The organism is Paractinoplanes hotanensis (assembly GCF_023717965.1).
GTDB classification, from domain to species: Bacteria; Actinomycetota; Actinomycetes; order Mycobacteriales; family Micromonosporaceae; genus Actinoplanes; species Actinoplanes polyasparticus.
The window spans coordinates 39987-56727 of record NZ_JAMQOL010000007.1 but is presented as its reverse complement, the minus strand read 5'-3'; the positions used below and the strand labels follow the sequence as shown (position 1 = coordinate 56727).

General features: G+C 70.8%; 14 protein-coding genes and 1 tRNA gene. 12 read left to right on the top strand and 3 right to left on the bottom strand.

Features of this window, described 5'->3' with window-relative positions; genetic code table 11:
• Positions 1-87: 87 nt before the first annotated feature.
• Entirely contained in the window at positions 88-1863 is a 1776-nt protein-coding gene (locus LXN57_RS05975) for a hypothetical protein (RefSeq protein ID WP_251797013.1), read from the bottom strand.
• A gap of 132 nt (positions 1864-1995) precedes the next feature.
• Here LXN57_RS05975 and metG point away from each other — a divergent pair, with 132 nt between their 5' ends.
• Together metG and LXN57_RS05965 are read left to right on the top strand one after the other, a co-directional pair.
• Positions 1996-3792 (top strand): methionine--tRNA ligase, encoded by a 1797-nt coding sequence (gene metG, locus LXN57_RS05970; protein ID WP_251797012.1) that lies wholly within the window; start codon positions 1996-1998, stop codon positions 3790-3792.
• Between the two features lie 201 nt (positions 3793-3993).
• On the top strand, positions 3994-5274 hold the full coding sequence (locus LXN57_RS05965; RefSeq protein WP_251797011.1) for a PKD domain-containing protein: 1281 nt from the start codon (positions 3994-3996) through the stop codon (positions 5272-5274).
• A 65-nt stretch (positions 5275-5339) separates the two neighbouring features.
• Here the strand turns inward: LXN57_RS05965 and LXN57_RS05960 are convergent, their stop codons facing one another.
• The gene (locus LXN57_RS05960; protein ID WP_251797010.1) at positions 5340-6374 is read right to left on the bottom strand and encodes a hypothetical protein; all 1035 of its coding nucleotides are present in this window, start codon (positions 6372-6374) and stop codon (positions 5340-5342) included.
• 69 nt (positions 6375-6443) lie between these two features.
• Here LXN57_RS05960 and LXN57_RS05955 point away from each other — a divergent pair, with 69 nt between their 5' ends.
• The 7 genes from LXN57_RS05955 to LXN57_RS05925 all read left to right on the top strand — a co-directional run bounded on the left by LXN57_RS05955 (position 6444) and on the right by LXN57_RS05925 (position 12701).
• Positions 6444-7343 (top strand): TatD family hydrolase, encoded by a 900-nt coding sequence (locus tag LXN57_RS05955; protein WP_251797009.1) that lies wholly within the window; start codon positions 6444-6446, stop codon positions 7341-7343.
• A 116-nt stretch (positions 7344-7459) separates the two neighbouring features.
• The gene (gene rsmA / locus LXN57_RS05950; protein WP_251797008.1) at positions 7460-8347 is read left to right on the top strand and encodes a 16S rRNA (adenine(1518)-N(6)/adenine(1519)-N(6))-dimethyltransferase RsmA; all 888 of its coding nucleotides are present in this window, start codon (positions 7460-7462) and stop codon (positions 8345-8347) included.
• Complete coding sequence (locus tag LXN57_RS05945; RefSeq protein ID WP_251797007.1) at positions 8344-8919, top strand: Uma2 family endonuclease; 576 nt, start codon at positions 8344-8346, stop codon at positions 8917-8919. The genes rsmA and LXN57_RS05945 overlap by 4 nt, the downstream gene beginning before the upstream one ends.
• Positions 8916-9863: a 4-(cytidine 5'-diphospho)-2-C-methyl-D-erythritol kinase gene (locus tag LXN57_RS05940; RefSeq protein WP_251797006.1), complete on the top strand. Its 948-nt coding sequence runs from the start codon at positions 8916-8918 to the stop codon at positions 9861-9863. Before LXN57_RS05945 ends, LXN57_RS05940 begins: the two co-directional genes overlap by 4 nt.
• Positions 9864-9871: 8 nt before the next feature.
• Entirely contained in the window at positions 9872-11689 is a 1818-nt protein-coding gene (locus tag LXN57_RS05935; RefSeq protein ID WP_251797005.1) for an ABC-F family ATP-binding cassette domain-containing protein, read from the top strand.
• Positions 11690-11769: 80 nt separating this feature from the next.
• Positions 11770-12231: a DUF4383 domain-containing protein gene (locus tag LXN57_RS05930; RefSeq protein ID WP_251797030.1), complete on the top strand. Its 462-nt coding sequence runs from the start codon at positions 11770-11772 to the stop codon at positions 12229-12231.
• A complete protein-coding gene (locus LXN57_RS05925; RefSeq protein WP_251797004.1) occupies positions 12231-12701 on the top strand; it encodes a DUF4383 domain-containing protein in 471 nt (156 codons plus the stop codon). The genes LXN57_RS05930 and LXN57_RS05925 overlap by 1 nt, the downstream gene beginning before the upstream one ends.
• 10 nt (positions 12702-12711) lie before the next feature.
• Here the strand turns inward: LXN57_RS05925 and LXN57_RS05920 are convergent, their stop codons facing one another.
• On the bottom strand, positions 12712-13314 hold the full coding sequence (locus LXN57_RS05920) for a TetR/AcrR family transcriptional regulator (protein ID WP_251797029.1): 603 nt from the start codon (positions 13312-13314) through the stop codon (positions 12712-12714).
• Positions 13315-13518: 204 nt separating this feature from the next.
• Between LXN57_RS05920 and LXN57_RS05915 the strand changes: the two genes are divergently transcribed.
• The 3 genes from LXN57_RS05915 (at position 13519) to LXN57_RS05905 (ending at position 16318) form a co-directional block, all read left to right on the top strand.
• Positions 13519-13589: transfer RNA gene (locus LXN57_RS05915), tRNA-Gln, on the top strand.
• Positions 13590-13655: 66 nt separating this feature from the next.
• On the top strand, positions 13656-15113 hold the full coding sequence (glmU, locus tag LXN57_RS05910; protein WP_251797003.1) for a bifunctional UDP-N-acetylglucosamine diphosphorylase/glucosamine-1-phosphate N-acetyltransferase GlmU: 1458 nt from the start codon (positions 13656-13658) through the stop codon (positions 15111-15113).
• 224 nt (positions 15114-15337) lie between these two features.
• The gene (locus LXN57_RS05905; protein ID WP_221375508.1) at positions 15338-16318 is read left to right on the top strand and encodes a ribose-phosphate diphosphokinase; all 981 of its coding nucleotides are present in this window, start codon (positions 15338-15340) and stop codon (positions 16316-16318) included.
• The last annotated feature ends 423 nt before the right edge of the window (positions 16319-16741 follow it).

The window sequence follows — 16741 nt, the reverse complement described above, 5'->3', positions numbered from 1 at the left end:
GTGGCGGCTGCCGGTCGCGCGGCGGGTCGGTGGCGGCTGCCGTTTGGTGTGGCGGGGTCGGTGGCGGCTGCCGTTTGTGCGGGGCGGTCAGTAGGCGGCGGCCAGGAAGCCGGCCAGGAGCGCCAGTGGGCCGGCCAGGCTGAGGAGCACGGCGGCTCGGCGGGCCTTGGCGGTGTCGAGCCGCCGCGCCTTCGTCACCCCCGCGATGGCGTAGCCGCAGAGCAGCACGAGCGCGAAGCCGAGCATCCAGCGCAGCTGGAGCAGGGCGCCGGTCCCTCCGACGTACGCCTGGAGGCTGTCCGGACTGACCATGCGGGCCGGAGTGACCGCGCCCGGCTGGCGCGCTTGCCCTTCCACGCCGAGCAGGCGCACCTGAGTGATCGTGTAGCGGCCGTCGGCGTCGGCGAACCGGCCGGCACAGCGCTGGGTGACACCGTCGCCGGTGCACTGCGTCGTGGTGGCGTACCCGTGGTCGCCGTGGCCGACCGCGAGCCAGAAGGGCTCGGCGCTGACCCAGGCGAAAAACGCCGCCACCAGGCCCAGCGCCACCAGCGAAACTTGGGCCGAGACCGGCCGGCCGGTGCGCTTGCGGGCGGCTCGTCCGGTGCCCCGATGGCGGGGCCGGGTCAGCGCGGGCGGGGGTTCCTCGCCGGGCGGAACCTCGATCGTGTCGTCGGTCGAGGTTCCGCGCCAGAACGGGGAGTTCTCCAGACGTTCCAGGCGGGCGTCGGTGGCCGGCGAGCCGGTCGGCGGGGGCAGCGGCTCGGTGGGACGCGGGCCGCCCTGACGGGGCCGGGCGGGCATCGGGCGGTCCAGGGGCACGGTCGGGCGGTGGCGCAGGCTCGGCTCGGGCAGCACCATCACGTCGTCCGGCGGCGGGGTGACGGTGGCCTTCGGGGCCGGGGTCTTCGGAGCCGGGGTGACCGGGGGCTTCGGAGCGGGCGGCGGCACGGCCGCGGCCTTCGAAACCGGTGATGGCACGACGGCGGCCTCCGCGGTGGGCGGCGTTGCCGAGGCCCGAGGCGCGGATGTCGTCGCTGAGGCCTGGGGCGCCGGCGGCGTCGTCGAGGCCTGCGGCGTTGGCGGCTTCGTCACGGTCTGAGGCGCGGGTGGCTGCGTGCCTGCGGCCTTCGGCGCGGGTGGCGGCGTGACTGTCGTCCGCGCGGTGGCCGGCGGCGTTACTGAGCCCTGAGACGCGGCCGGCGGCGTTACTGAGCCGTGAGACGCGGCCAGCGGCGCTACTGAGCCTTGAGACGTGGCAGGCGGCGTGACCGAGGTCTGGGTCTGGGACGCGGCAGGCGTCGTCGCGAAGGGCTGGGACGCGGCCGCCGGTGTCACCGAGCTCTGGGACGCGGCAGCCGGTGCAACTAAGGTCTGGGACGTTGGCGGCGGCGTCGGTGCGGCCTGGGGCGCCGGTGGCGGGGCGTCGGCGGCCACTGTTTCGGGTGACTTCCGGGCTACATGGCCCGCTGCGGGGCGCAGGGGGTCGTACCGGTGCGGGTCGGGGCGGTCGTGGTCGCGCTCGACCGCCGGCAATGCCACGGCCAGGGGCTCGGCGGCGGCGCGCGGGGCGCGGGCCGGGCCGAGCTCCTCGGCCACGTCCTGGGCTCCGGCGGCGTGCGCCTCGGCTGCGGCGCCCGTGCGGGGCACGGACTCGGGCGGGAGCAGCACGCCGGTGCCGCCGGCCGCCTGTTCGGCGGCCTGGGCGGGCCGTCGGCGGGGGTGGCGGGCGGGTGCGGGCAGCGGGTCCCCGGCCGAGCGGTCGGTCTCGCCGCGCCACCAGGCCGCGTCGGGATCGGCGAACGACCACGGGTCGCCTTCGCTGCGAGGCGTTTCCCCAGGTTGTGGCGTGTCTCCGGGCACGGGTCCATTGGACTACGCGGGCGGGTGAGTGCGGCGTTTTGAATCGGGCGTGTCGTGATAAATACGGATCTCGCGGAGGGCAGAACGAATCCGTTCGCTCGCCGCCCCCGCCGCTCACTACTCTTAGTCCTCATGAGTCATGTTCTCGCCGCGGTCGCCTGGCCCTACGCCAACGGCCCGCGCCACATCGGTCATGTCTCCGGCTTCGGGGTGCCCTCCGACGTTTTCAGCCGGTACATGCGGATGGCCGGCCACGACGTGCTCATGGTCTCGGGCACCGACGAGCACGGCACGCCGATCCAGGTGCAGGCCGACGCCGAGGGGGTGACCGCGCGCGAGCTCGCCGACCGCTACAACCGGGTGATCGTCGAAGACCTGCACGGTCTGGGCCTGAGCTACGACCTGTTCACCCGCACCACCACGCGTAATCACTACGCCGTGGTGCAGGAGCTGTTCACCGCGCTCGAGCGCAACGGCTACATCGTCAAGCGCACGACGCTGGGCGCGCGGTCCCCGTCGACCGGGCGCACCCTGCCCGACCGCTACATCGAGGGCACCTGCCCCATCTGCGGTTACGACAGCGCCCGCGGCGACCAGTGCGACAACTGCGGCAACCAGCTCGACCCCGAACAGCTCATCAATCCCCGCTCCAAGATCAATGGCGAGACCCCGGAGTTCGTCGAGACCGAGCACTTCTTCCTCGACCTGCCGGCCTTCGCCGAGGCCATCGGCAACTGGCTCGACCAGCGCGAGAACTGGCGGCCGAACGTCCTGAAGTTCTCGCGCAACCTGCTCGACGACCTGCAGCCGCGGGCGATCACGCGCGACCTCGAATGGGGCGTGCCGATCCCGCTCGACGGCTGGCGCGACCGCAACGACAAGCGCATCTACGTGTGGTTCGACGCGGTCATCGGCTACCTGTCGGCCTCGATCGAGTGGGCTCGCCGCTCCGGCGAGCCCGAGGCGTGGCGTAAGTGGTGGTCGGCCGACGGCGACGGCAAGGACGCCCTGGGCTACTACTTCATGGGCAAGGACAACATCGTCTTCCACTCGGTGATCTGGCCGGCGCTGCTGCTCGGCTACTCGGGCGAGGGTGACAAGGGCGGCGACCCGGGCGAGCTGGGCCGGCTCAACCTGCCCACCGAGGTGGTCTCCAGCGAGTTCCTGACCATGGAGGGCAAGAAGTTCTCCTCGTCGCGCCGGGTCGTCATCTACGTGCGCGACTTCCTGGAGCGCTACGACGCCGACGCGCTGCGCTACTTCATCGCGGTCGCCGGTCCCGAGTCCAACGACACCGACTTCACCTGGGCCGAGTTCGTCCGGCGCAACAACGACGAACTGGTGGCGGGCTGGGGCAATCTGGTCAACCGGTCGATCTCGTTGGCCGCCAAGAACTTCGGCGCCATCCCGGCCGTGAGTGAACTCACGCCGGAGGACGAAGCCCTGCTGGCCGTGGCCCGGACGGGCTTCGCGACGGTCGGCGAGCTGATCGGCAAGCACCGGCAGAAGGCGGCCATCGGCGAGGCCATGAAGGTGGTCGCCGAGGCCAACAAATACCTGTCCGACCAGGCGCCCTGGAAGCTCAAGTCCGAGGAGCAGAAGCCTCGCCAGGGCACTGTCCTCGCGGTCGCGCTCCAGGTCGTCAGCGACGCCAACACGCTGCTGACCCCGTTCCTGCCGCACTCCGCCCAGAAGGTCTTCGAGCTGCTCGGCGGCGAGGGCGTGCACGCGCCGATGCCGAGCATCGAGCAGGTCGACGACCTCGACGGCGGCCCGTCCTACCCGGTGCTCACCGGCGACTACACGATCGGCGCGCGCTGGGAATCGGTGCCGCTGGTGGCCGGCACGCCGCTGGCCGCCCCGAAGCCGGTGTTCCGCAAGCTCGAGCCGTCCGTGATCGAGGAGGAGCTGGCTCGTCTAGCAGGGTGATCTCGGCCAGACGCCGGGCCCGTCCGCACGAAGGTGCGGACGGGCCTGGTCCGTTTATGGGATTGATCCCCGTGATGTTGATCAGGTACCGTCGGCGCTCCACGGGGGAACACCAGCGTTTCATCGATACGGCTCCGTTCTATCGGAGTGGTATCTCTGCGTCCCCTTCGTGCGGTTTCAACCCCTCGAAGGAGCATTTCCTTGAAGTCTCGCCTCTCACGTCCGCTGCTCGCGGCCGTCGTCAGTGGAGCGTTCCTGGTCGGCGGGGGCATCTTCGCCGCGCCGGCCCTCGCCGAACCGCCGCCGCCCGGCGCGCCGGAGTCGACGAGCACTCCCAGTACGGAGCCGGCCACCACGGCGCCCGTAACGACGCCGCCTCCGACGGACCTGCCGGCCACCACGCCGCCGGTCACGGAAACGCCGCCGCCCGCCACGACGGAGCCGCCGACCGAGACGAGCGCGCCGGTCACGCCGCCGCCGAACACGCCGCCGCCGGTCACGACGCCGCCGCCGCCGACCACCACTCCGCCGCCGCCCGCGGACAAGACCGCGCCGTCGGGCACGTTCGCGCCGAACCGGTGGAGCATCTTCCCCGGCCAGTCGGTCACGCTGACCCTGACCGGCATCGCGGACAACGTGAGTACGGCCGCTCAGATCAAGCGCGTGGTCACCTGGGGTGACGGCTCGAGCTCGACCGTGAGCACGAGCGCCAAGACCGTGGTCCACACGTACAAGTCGTCCGGCAAGAAGCCGATCACGCTGACGCTGACCGACGCCGCGGGCAACAAGAAGGTCGTCAAGTCGGTCGGGCCGACCGTCGTGCCGTCGTCGGTGAGGTACAAGCTCAGCCGGACGTCGGTCTTCCACGGCCAGAAGTTCGTCTGGGAGCTGCTCAGCGTGCCGTCCGGCGCCACCAAGATCACGGTGGCCTGGGGCGACGGGCGGGCGACGGTGATCTCCAAGCCCAAGAAGCAGAAGATCACGCGGTACTACTACGCCACCCCGAACAACTACCTGGTCCCCAAGGGCACGAAGATCCTGAAGGCGACCGCCTACAACAAGTACGGCGCCGCCACTCCGCAGGTCGTCGGCAAGGTCACGCTGAAGCCGGACACCGCGCGACCGACCGCCAAGGTCACTCCGCCGGCGAACGCGGGCAAGGCCAAGTCGTGGAAGTCGATCAAGGGCACCGTGGGGGACACCGGGTCGGGTGTCAAGGAAGTGATCATCGGCGCCTTCGTCGGCAAGAGCAACAACACGGTGGTCTGCTACGCCCCGTCGAAGAAGAAGTGGATCACTATCACGGCAAGCACCAACATCTCCGTCTGCTTCATTCCGGTGAAGCCGTCGAACGGCAAGTTCTCGGCCGCGCTCAAGAGCACGCCGCCCAAGGGGCAGCTCAGCATCGGAGTGGTGGTCATGGACTGGGCCGGAAACCTCAACGCTGAAAGCAACGGCAACTACGACCGGCGTATCAGCTGACCGGTTGGCAGACAGCGAAGCCGGCGTCACCCCTCGCGGGGTGACGCCGGCTTCGGCGTTGATGGCTACAGCACGTACGGAATATCGGCGATGTGGTGGTCGAGCAGCTCACCCACCGGCGCCCACGACTCGTAGACGCCCCGCTCGTAGCAGCGCGCTCCGGTGTGCTGCAGCGAATCGTTGTCCGGCCGCACCAGCCGCAGCCGGGCCCAGGCCTCGTCACGCTGCAACACCCAGCACGGCGTGCCGCGCCACAGAGCCTGCTCGGCCCGGCGGCTGAGCGTCGAGACCGGATAGCGGGCGGCCCGGGTAAGAGCGCGCACCCGGAACTCCTCGGGCGGGTCGGCGACCGCCTCGTACTCCTTGCCCTTGATCTGGCCGACCAGGCGGGCCGAGCCCGTGGTCGTGCAGGGCACGTATTCGCGGTCGGGGCTGACGCCGGGCAGGTTGTCGAGCAGGCCCCGCCAGCGGGGGCCGGCCAGCCGCAACCAGCCGTTCTGCTCCGGCTGGTAGGTGTAGAGGATGACCTCCTCGCCGCCGGGCAGGTGAGCGATGATCTGCGAGTTGGCCGGGATCGGCAGGTCGGCGAACCCGGCTGTGATGTATTCCGGGATGAGTTCGGAGTTGCTGGGCGTGAAGCCGGTGCCCAGGATCATGGCGCCGACCCGGTTGTGCGCCTGAAGCATGGCCAGGCCGGGCTGAGACGGGCCGCCGGGCACCTCGTAGTCGAGCGGGTCGACGGCCCGCCAGCGCAGGGCGTACGCCACCTCGGAGTCGGTGACGCCGTCGGTGCCGAGCAGGGCGAGGTCGCGCGAGTCGCTCAGATGGGCGACGTCGCAGGCGCGGTAGCAGAAGCCGTACGGAAGCCAGCCGCCCAGATGCCCGGAGACCTGCGCCGGCGAGAGCACCTTGATCATGCGGGTGCCGCGCCGGACCGCCGCCGTCGCCCGGATCTGGCGCAGGACGGGATCGTCGCGGTAGTTGGCCGACTGGCTCATCGACTGGACCTGGGCCCAGCCGAGGTCGCGCCTCAGCGGTGCGGAGAGCGGGGGCTCGAGCGGATCGGCCTCCATGACGCTGTCCTCGCCGGTCACAGTCACCCGGCGCAAGGTAGTCAACAGCGGTGGATGTCTGGTGAACAGCCGGTGTCCACCAGGTCGAAGTGCAGAATGTCTCACATGTCATCGTCACCTTCGGAATCCCGCCGCGAGAAGGCCCGCCGCCGGGCCGGCGAGTTTCCCCCGCCGCCCGAGCCGCTGGCCGTGCCCGTCTTCGACAGCCACACCCATCTGGACCTGACCATTCAGGAGGCCGGCGTGCCCGGCGGTGAGGCCGCCGACCCGGTCGAGTCGCTGCTTACCGCGGCAGCCAAGGCCGGAGTGGACCGGATCGTGCAGGTGGGCGTGGACGAGCCGTCCTCGCGGTGGGGCGCCGAACTGGCCGCGCGCCACCCGTCGGTGCTGGCCGCGGTCGCGTTGCACCCGAACGAGGCCCCATTGCTGTCCGACCTGGACGAATCGCTGCGGGCGATCGAGGCGCTGGCCCAGCAGCCGCGCGTGCGGGGCATCGGCGAGACGGGCCTCGACACCTTCCGTACGGGCCAGGAGGGCCGTGCCGCCCAGGAGGCGAGCTTCCGGGGGCACATCGCGATCGCCAAGCGGTACGGCAAGGCGCTGATCATCCACGACCGGGACGCGCACGAGGACGTGCTGCGGGTGCTCGACTCCGAAGGCGCGCCCGAGACGGTGGTCATGCACTGCTTCTCGGGTGACGCGGTGTTCGCGGCCGAGTGCGTACGCCGGGGGTTCCACCTGAGTTTCGCGGGGACGGTCACCTTCGCCAACGCGGCCGACCTGCGCGAGGCCGCGGCCCGCACGCCGGCCGGGCAGATCATGGTGGAGACCGACGCGCCTTACCTGACCCCCATGCCGCACCGCGGGCGGCCCAACGCGTCGTACCTGATCCCGCTGACCGTGCGGGCGCTGGCCGCTACCCGCGGCGACGACCTCGACGAGCTGTGCGCCGCCATCTCGGCCAACGGCGAACGTGTCTTCGGCCCCTGGCGTTAGGTTCTGCCGGGCTCCGGTCCTGGCGTCAGCCGTCGACCAGGCCCTGGCGCCCAGTTGCCCGCAACTCCAGCAACTGCGTCATGCGCTCGTTCGTACCCCGACTAGGCTTTCCGACCATGGCTGACGCACTTCTCGGCCCGGCGGAGATCCGGGAACTGGCGGCGCGTCTCGGCGTGGCCCCCACGAAGAAGCTCGGCCAGAACTTCCTGCACGACCCGAACACGATCCGCCGCATCGTGGCGGCCGCCGGTCTGACCCCCGACGACGTGGCGCTCGAGGTCGGTCCCGGGCTCGGCTCGCTGACGTTGGGCCTGGTCGGCGCGGTGCGGCACGTGCACGCGGTCGAGATCGACCCCCGGCTGGCGGCCGCCCTGCCCGGGACGGTGACGGCTGCCCATCTGACCGTGCACAACGCCGACGCGATGCGCGTGCGTGGGGCCGACTTCGACCCGGCGCCCACGATGCTGGTGGCGAACCTGCCCTACAACGTGGCCGTGCCGGTGGTGCTGCATCTGCTGGCCGAGCTGCCGAGTCTGCGCGGCGGCCTGGTGATGGTGCAGAAAGAGGTCGCCGACCGGCTGGTCGCCGGTCCGGGATCCAAGGTGTACGGGGTCCCATCGGTCAAATTGGCCTGGTACGCGCAGGCCCGTGCGGCCGGCAAGGTGCCGCCGGCCGTCTTCTGGCCGGTGCCCAATGTGGACTCGGGTCTGGTCGCCTTCACCCGCCACGCCGCCCCGCCCGGTGTCGATCGAACGGATGTCTTCGCCGTGGTCGACGCTGCCTTCGCCCAGCGCCGCAAGACCCTGCGGGCCGCGCTGGCCGGTTGGGCCGGTGGCGCCGACCGGGCTGAGAAGCTGCTGGTCGCGGCCGGGGTGAGCCCTCAGGCCCGCGGCGAGTCGCTGACCGTCGCCCAGTTCGCCGCGATCGCCGGGGCAGCAAAACTGTCGCTCTCCGGCGGTAAGCTCAGCCCGTCCGACGCGCAGCACGAGGAGGTGGACTCATGACCGCAGAACCGGCCGGTCATGTCATGTGGTCGCCCAACCCGCTTCGCCAGCGCTTGGCCGACTACACCATGGAAGACGTCCTAGGCCTTCCCGATGACGCCCCCCGCGTCGAGCTTCGCGATGGAGTCATGATCGTGGTTCCTTCCCCCACCTACGATCATCAGGACATCGCAGGTTTGCTCTGGTTCTGGCTGCGCCAGCACGCGCCGGACGGCCTGCGCGCCAGCATGGCGACTGGAGTCGCCTTGTCGCTGGACACCACGTTCGAGCCGGATGTGCTCCTCGTCGATGCCGAAGTCGCGGGCAAACGTCATTACTCCAAGGCTGAGAAGGTAATTCTCGCCGTCGAAGTCGTGTCTCCTGGCACAAAGAGGCGCGATCGGCTGGAGAAGCCCGTCGAATACGCCGCTGCGGGCATCCCGCATTACTGGCGAATCGAGCAGGAACCTCTTCACGTCTTCGCCTACGACCTGGTCGGCGACAGCTACACCCTGGTCGCCGATTCGGAGACCGAACTGGCGCTGAGCGCGCCGTTCGACATCAAGCTCCCGATTCGGGAAATCACTCCGTGACCGAGGCCTGGGGACCGGATGACGACGAGCCGCGGCGGCATCACGGGCCGGTTCGGGTGCGGGTGCCGGCAAAGATCAACCTGCACCTGGGCGTGGGGCCGCTGCGGGCCGACGGTTTCCACGAGCTCAACACCGTCTACCACGCGATCAGCCTGTTCGACGAGCTGACCGCGCGCGCGGGCGACACGCTCACGCTGACGATGGAGGGCGAGGGCACGGGGGCGCTCGCGCTCGACGAGACCAACCTGATCATCCGGGCCGCCAAGGCCCTGGCGGCGCGCACGCGGGTGCCGGCCTACGCGCGGCTGCACCTGCGTAAGAGCATCCCGCTCGCCGGTGGCCTGGCCGGGGGCAGCGCCGACGCGGCGGCCACGCTGATCGCCTGCGACCTGCTGTGGGGCACCGGCCTGGCCCGGGAAGAGCTGGCCGAGATCGGGGCCACGCTCGGCTCCGACATCCCGTTCCTGCTGCACGGTGGCACCGCGCTCGGCACCGGGCACGGCGAGGCGATCAGCCCGATCCTGGCCCGGCCCACCACGTGGCACTGGGTGGTGGCCGTGGCCGAGGGCGGGCTGTCGACGCCCGAGGTCTACCGCAAACTCGACGAGTTGCGCGACGGCTCCTGGCCGCCGAAGGCGCTGGGCGACGCCGACGAGCTGATGTCCGCGCTGCGCCAGCGCAACCCCGAGGTGCTCGGGGCCGCGCTCGGCAACGACCTTCAGCCGGCCGCGCTCGCGCTGCGGCCCGAACTGGCCGACGTGCTCAAGGCGGGCAGCGAGGCCGGCGCGGTCACCGGTCTGGTCTCCGGGTCGGGGCCGACCTGCGTGTTCCTCGCTACCGACGCCGCCCACGCGGGCCGGGTCGCCGCCGGCCTCAACGCCGCGGGGGTGTGCCGCGACGCGGTCACCGCGCGCGGTCCGATGCCGGGGGCGCGGGTAACCTAGGAAGCATCGTGGCGAACATCATCAACCTTGACCGGGTGAGCAAGGGTTACGGCGCCGCCGGCCAGCTTCTCACCGACGTTTCTCTCGGGCTCGACGACGACGCCCGCATCGGCATCGTCGGCCTCAACGGCGCCGGCAAGTCGACGCTGCTCCGGCTGCTCGCCAAGAGTGAGGAACCCGACTCCGGCCGGGTCACCCACCGGCGCGACCTGCGGGTGGCCAGCCTGCCCCAGACGTTCACCCTGGCCGCCGAGGCGACCGTGCGCGACGTCGTGCTCGGCACCGCCTGGCTGTCCGAGGGCATGGGGGCTGAGCACGAGTGGGCCGGCGACGCCGGCGTGCGGGCCATCCTCGAGGGCCTCGGCATGGGCTACCTGGGCCTCGACACTCCGGTCGGCCCGATGTCGGGTGGCGAGCGCCGCCGGGTCGCGCTGGCCGCGCTGCTCGTCCGCGAGAGCGACCTGCTGATTCTCGACGAGCCCACCAACCACCTCGACGTGGCCGGTGTCGACTGGCTCGCGCACTACCTGCTGTCCCGCCGGGGCGCTCTCATCGTCGTCACCCACGACCGCTGGTTCCTCGACGCGGTCTGCACGGCTACCTGGGAGGTCGCCGACCAGCAGGTGCTCGCGTACGAGGGCGGCTACGCGGCCTGGACGCTGGCCCGTGTCGAACGTCAGCGGGTCGCCGCCGCCGTCGAGGCCCGTCGCCAGAACCTGCTGCGCAAAGAGATCGCCTGGCTGCGGCGGGGCCCACCGGCGCGTACGTCGAAGCCGCAGTTCCGGATCGACGCCGCCAACGCGCTGATCGCCGACGTGCCGCCCGTGCGCGACAAGGTCAGCCTGCAGCGGCTCGCCACCTCGCGGTTGGGCAAGCAGGTCTACGACCTCGAGGACGTGACGCTCGACGCCGGGCCCAAGCGGATCCTCGACGGGCTGACCTGGCAGGTCGGCCCGGGCGACCGGTTCGCCGTCCTGGGCGCCAACGGCGCCGGCAAGACCACGCTGCTGCGACTGCTGGCCGGCGTCACCAAGCCCGACGGCGGTCGTCTGGTGACCGGCTCGACGGTGCGCGCCGCGTTCCTGTCCCAGGAATTGAAGGAGCTGCCGGGCGACCTGCGCCTGCTCGAGGCCGTCGAAGAGGTGGCCAAGCGGGTCAAGCTGGGCGACCGCGAGCTCTCGGCCGGTCAGCTGGCCGAGGTCTTCGGCTTCACCGACAAGCGCATCTGGACTCCGGTCAGCGACCTGTCCGGCGGCGAGCGGCGCCGGTTGCAGCTGCTGCGCCTGCTCGCCACCGAGCCCAACGTGCTGCTGCTCGACGAGCCCACCAACGACCTTGACACCGACACGCTGGCCGCGCTGGAAGACCTGCTCGACTCGTGGCCGGGCACGATGATCGTCGCCAGCCACGACCGCTACCTGGTCGAACGGGTCACCGACACGGCGTACGGCATGTTCGGCGACGGCCGGCTCGTGCACCTGCCCGGCGGCATCGACGAATACCTCGCCCGCACGGCCGCGGGCGCCGGCGGTGGCGGTGGCGGTGGCGGCGGCGGCGGGCTGACAGCTCCCGGCGTACCGAAAGAGGCCGCGAGTGGCCTCTCCGCGGGCGACCTGCGCCAGGCCCGCAAGGACCTGACCCGGCTCGAGCGGCAGCTGGCCAAGCTCGACGAACGCGTAGTCAAGATCAACGAGAAGCTGGCCCAGCACGGCAGCGACTACGACAAGATCATGGAGTTCGACGCCCAGCTGAAGGCGGTCCAGCAGGAGCGCACCGAGGTCGAGGAGGCCTGGCTCGAGCTGGCCGAGCAGGTGCCCGGAAGCTGATCCGGGGGGTGTGCCTGCGCCGCTCGGGGGCAATACGCGAGAATCGGCGGGTACAACATCTGACCTTGGAGACGGACACCATGGCGCACACCCCGGTCAACCACCCGCTGCGGCCTCTCTACCGCGCGCTGAGCTTCGTCGCCGGCGCCTACCTGGTCGTGTTCGGCGTCATCGGTCTGATCCAGACGTCGGGCGAGAGCTTCACCGGCGCCAGCGACGTCCGAGTCCTCGGCCAGGGCACCAACGTGCTGTGGTCGATCCTCGCCGTCGTCCTGGGCGCGATCGTGCTGGCCACCGCCGCGATCGGCCGCAACCTCGACGTCGAGGCCAACAAATACCTGGGCTGGGGCATCCTGGTCGTCGGCAGCTACGAGCTGGCCACCAGCCGCACCGACGCCAATTTCTTCGGCTTCACCATCGCGACGGTCGTGGTGACCTACCTCGTGGGTCTCATGCTGATCACCGCCGGCCTCTACCTCAAGGTGGCGCCGCAGTCCGAGGTCGGCGCCCCGCGGCAGGTGCGTGAGGGCCGTACGGCCTGATGGCGCACTACCCCCTCAACCACCCCCTGCGTCCCGTCTTCCGCTTCCTGGCCTTCCTCGCCGGGGTCTACCTGACGCTCTTCGGCGCCATCGGCCTCGGCGTGACGGCCGGGGACCCGTTCTTCCACCGCGGCTCCGACTGGGTGCTCGGCCTGCGCACCAATCCGGCCACGGCGTGGCTCACGCTGCTGCTGGGCGTGGTGCTGCTAGCCGTCGTGCTGGTCGGCCGCAACCTCTATCACCAGGTCACGCTGGTGCTGGGCTGGGCGCTGGCCGGCTACGCGATGGTCATGATGGCGATGATCCAGACCGACGCCAACGTCTTCAACGTCTCGATGGTCAACGTGATCGTGCTCACGGTGCTCGGGCTGATCGTGCTGACGGCGGGCCTCTACGGCAAGGTCGGCACCCCGGAAGCGGCCCAGGCCGAGTCGCGGTCCGCGCACGGGACCCGCGCCACCGCTTCTTAGAATCAGCGGCCTAGCGGGTCTTGCGGGTCAGCAGGGTTGGTTTGACCTCGAGGTGGGACAGGCCGTTCCACGCCAGGTTGACCAGGTGGGCGGCCACCATCTCCTTCTTGGGCTTGCGGGCCTCGCGCCACCACTGGCCGACCAGCGCGACCATGCCGACCAGGGCCTGCGAGTAGAGCTCGGCGAACTTCGGGTCGAGGCCGCGGGACTTGAACTCGGCGCCCAGGATGTGCTCGACCTGGTGGGCCACGTCGTTCATCACGCTCGAGAAGGTGCCCGCCGGCGACAGCACGGGCGATTCGCGCGCGAGCACCCGGAATCCGTGCGGCTCTTCCTCGATGTAGTCGAGCAGGGCCAGAGCGGCCTGTTCGAGCAGTTCCCGGGGGTGGCCCGCGGTCAGCGCCGTGGCGATCCGGTCGAGCAGCGCCCGCACCTCACGGTCGACGACGACCGCGTACAGGCCCTCCTTGCCGCCGAAATGCTCGTAGACGACCGGCTTGGAGACCTTGGCCCGCGACGCGACCTCTTCCACGCTGGTGGCGTCGTAGCCCCGCTCGGCGAACAGCTGACGGCCGATGGCGATCAACTGCTCCCGCCGCTGGGCGGCCGACATGCGAACCCGGGGGGCCGCCGCCGGCCGCGCCCGCCGCTGTTTGCCGTCGCCTTCGCCCGGATCCGTCACCCGGCCATCCTGTCAGGTTCGCTCCGAGGCCATCGCCCCGTGACGGTCCCGCGCTGCCGGGGGCGGGTGTGGTCGAGGGTGTGCCGCTAAGATGTGACCGGTGGACATCGCCCGATGGGTGAATGTCCCATTTGGTCCCGGATCGTCTAATGGTAGGACCGCGGCTTTTGGTGCCGTTTATAGGGGTTCGAATCCTCTTCCGGGAGCACTCTTCCGCGGCTGAGTTGTCGCCGCCACTTCCTCAATGACTACAGCGAGCACAGGAGTACCGCGTGAGTCAGGCCCCTCGTACCGTCGTCGTCCTCGCCGCCGGTGAAGGCAAGCGGATGAAGTCCGCCACCCCCAAGGTGCTGCACCCGCTGCTCGGGCGCACCCTGGTCGGGCACGTGCTGAGCGCCTCGGCGGCGGCCGGGGCGGAGCGGACGATCGTGGTCGTCGGGCACAAGGCCAAGCAGGTCGAGGCCCACCTGGCCGAGGTCGCGCCGGCCGCCACGCCGGTGCTCCAGGCCCAGCAGAACGGCACCGGTCACGCCGTACGCCTCGCGCTCGAGGCCGTGCCCGAGGTGACCGGCACCGTCGTGGTGCTCAACGGCGACGTGCCGCTGCTGCGGGCCGAGACGGTGGGCAGCCTGATCGAGGCGCACGAGTCCGGCGCGCGCGGCGCGACCGTCCTGGCGGCCGAGGTGGGCGACCCGACCGGGCTGGGCCGCATCGTGCGCGACGCCGCGGGCAACCTGGAGCGGATCGTCGAGGAGCGGGACGCCTCGGCCGAGGTGCGCGCGATCCGCGAGATCAACGCCGGCATCTACGCCTTCGACGTGGCGTCGCTGCGGGAGGCGCTGTCGAAGCTGTCGACCGACAACGACCAGGGCGAGGAATACCTGACCGACGTGTTCGGGATCCTGGCCTCGGTGGGTCACCCGGTCGGGGTCTTCGTGGCGCCGGACGCCGACGAGACGCTGGGCTGCAACGACCGGGCCGAGCTGGCGAGCCTGCGGGCGCTGCTGCGCGACCGGGTGAACGAGGCCTGGATGCGGGCCGGCGTCTCGATCCTCGACCCGGCCACCACCTGGATCGATGTGACCGTGCGGCTCGAGCCGGACGCCGAGATCGATCAGAATTCGCAGCTGCTGGGCGAGACGACCGTGGGCGCGGGCGCGATCGTCGGGCCGGACACGACCCTGATCGACACCACCGTGGGCGCGGGCGCGGTGGTGCTGCGGACCCACTCGATCGGGGCCGAGATCGGCCCCGAGGCCACTGTGGGCCCGTTCTCCTTCCTGCGGCCGGGCACCCGCCTGGGCCGCAAGGCCAAGGTGGGCGGCTTCGTCGAGACGAAGAACGCCGAGCTGGGCGAGGGCGCGAAGGTTCCCCACCTGTCGTACGTGGGGGACGCCACGATCGGGGCGAAGGCCAACATCGGGGCGGGCACGATCTTCGCCAACTACGACGGCGTCAACAAGAGCCACACCACGGTGGGCGAGGCCGCGTTCGTCGGCTCGGACACGGTGCTCATCGCGCCGGTCGAGATCGAGCCGGGGGCGTACGTGGCGGCCGGCAGCGCGATCCAGAAGAACGTGCCGGCGGGCAGCCTGGGCGTGACCCGGGCGCCGCAGCGCAACGTGGAGAACTGGGTGACCCGGCGCCGGGCCGGCACGGTCTCGGCCGCGGCGGCCGAGCGCGCGATCGCCGAGAAGGACGCGGGCGGCGAGATCAGCACGGCCGAGTGACAGGCGGATTCGCACCCGGTGCGGTTAGCTGAGGGGACGGCCCGCCACTGACGGGAATCCGACGCGCCCACGCCGCGGGGTGGACCGCCCCTGAGCTGGAATGATCCGGCGAGGGTGAGGCATCCCACGCCACGGGCGCGGAACGTGGCGGGAAAGTGGCCGCGGGGGATACTTCACTCGAATCACATCCCCCACCCCCTCGATCCAACGGGAGTAGCGAGCCGATGGGCAGCATCGTCGCGGAGAACCGTAAGTCTCTGATGCTTTTCTCCGGTCGGGGTTTCCCGGAGCTGGCCGAGGAGATCGGCCAGGTGCTCGGCGTCGCGCCGACCCCCGCCGACTCGTACGAGTTCGCCAACGGTGAGATTTTCGTCCGCTTCAAGGATTCGGTGCGAGGCTCGGACGCGTTCGTCGTGCAGTCGATGACCGAGGGCGTCAACCGCTGGGTCATGGAGACCCTGATCATGATCGACGCGCTCAAGCGCGGGTCGGCCAAGCGGATCACCGTCGTGCTGCCGTTCTATCCGTACGCGCGGCAGGACAAGAAGCACCGCGGCCGCGAGCCGATCTCGGCCCGCCTGGTGGCCGATCTGCTGAAGACCGCCGGCGCCAACCGGATCCTCACGGTCGACCTGCACACCGCGCAGATCCAGGGCTTCTTCGACGGTCCGGTCGACCACCTGTTCGCGATGGACATCCTGGCCGAGCACGTCGAGAAGAAGTACGCCGGCCGCCCGCTGACCGTGGTCGCGCCCGACTCGGGCCGGGTGCGGGTGGCGGAGCGGTGGACCGACCGGCTGGGCGGCTGCCCGCTGGCGTTCATCCACAAGACCCGCGACCCGTTGAAGCCCAACCAGGTGGTGGCCAACCGCGTGGTGGGCGAGGTCGAGGGCCGGGTCTGCCTGATCGTCGACGACATGATCGACACCGGCGGCACGATCACCAAGGCGTCCGACATCCTGTGGGAGGAGGGCGCGGCCGACGTGATCGTGGCGTCGACCCACGCGCTGCTGTCCGACCCGGCGACCGAGCGGCTGAAGAACAGCCGGATCAGCGAACTGGTGGTGACCAACACGCTGCCGCTGCCGCCCGAGAAGCGGCTCGACAAGATCACCGTGCTGTCGATCGCGCCCCTGCTGGCCCGCGCGATCCGCGAGGTGTTCGACGACGGCTCGGTGACGACCCTGTTCGGCGGGCTGAGCTGACGATCCGCGGCGGCGGCAATCCCGCGAAAGGCGGTTTCGTGATTCACGCGTCGCGCGGGTGAGGAACTTTGCCGGGTTTATGGGGGCATACACCAGAGTTTTCGCCGTGCAAGTTGCATCGGGCGGGTGAAGTTCGCGCAGAGTGCCGGACCGCGGCGGACCCGCTGATCCGTACGCTCGCGCAGTAGGTAAGATAGTGCGGTTGCCACGGCGAGGGTGCCCCGCGGTCTGCTGAGGTTCGCAGCCATTTTCGGGGGCACCGTGATCGACGCGGTGCTCCGGGCCTGTGCCCCGCGCGCCCCTTGCCCGGCAGCGCCGACGACGGCCATCAGCACCGACGGCGGCCGTCAGCCACCGACACACTGCCGAATTGCACCACCGCAAAGGCAAGCAACGCCGACTACGTCGCAGCCCGATCCAAGA

Excerpts from the sequence above, each read along its gene's own strand:
- LXN57_RS05930 (WP_251797030.1), top strand. The coding sequence starts at position 11,770 with ATGGCGCACACCCCGGTCAACCACCCGCTGCGGCCTCTCTACCGCGCG.
- LXN57_RS05955 (WP_251797009.1), top strand. The coding sequence starts at position 6,444 with ATGTCTCACATGTCATCGTCACCTTCGGAATCCCGCCGCGAGAAGGCC.
- LXN57_RS05925 (WP_251797004.1), top strand. The coding sequence starts at position 12,231 with ATGGCGCACTACCCCCTCAACCACCCCCTGCGTCCCGTCTTCCGCTTC.
- metG (WP_251797012.1), top strand. The coding sequence starts at position 1,996 with ATGAGTCATGTTCTCGCCGCGGTCGCCTGGCCCTACGCCAACGGCCCG.
- rsmA (WP_251797008.1), top strand. The coding sequence starts at position 7,460 with ATGGCTGACGCACTTCTCGGCCCGGCGGAGATCCGGGAACTGGCGGCG.
- LXN57_RS05920 (WP_251797029.1), bottom strand. The coding sequence starts at position 13,314 with ATGTCGGCCGCCCAGCGGCGGGAGCAGTTGATCGCCATCGGCCGTCAG.
- LXN57_RS05905 (WP_221375508.1), top strand. The coding sequence starts at position 15,338 with ATGGGCAGCATCGTCGCGGAGAACCGTAAGTCTCTGATGCTTTTCTCC.
- LXN57_RS05945 (WP_251797007.1), top strand. The coding sequence starts at position 8,344 with ATGACCGCAGAACCGGCCGGTCATGTCATGTGGTCGCCCAACCCGCTT.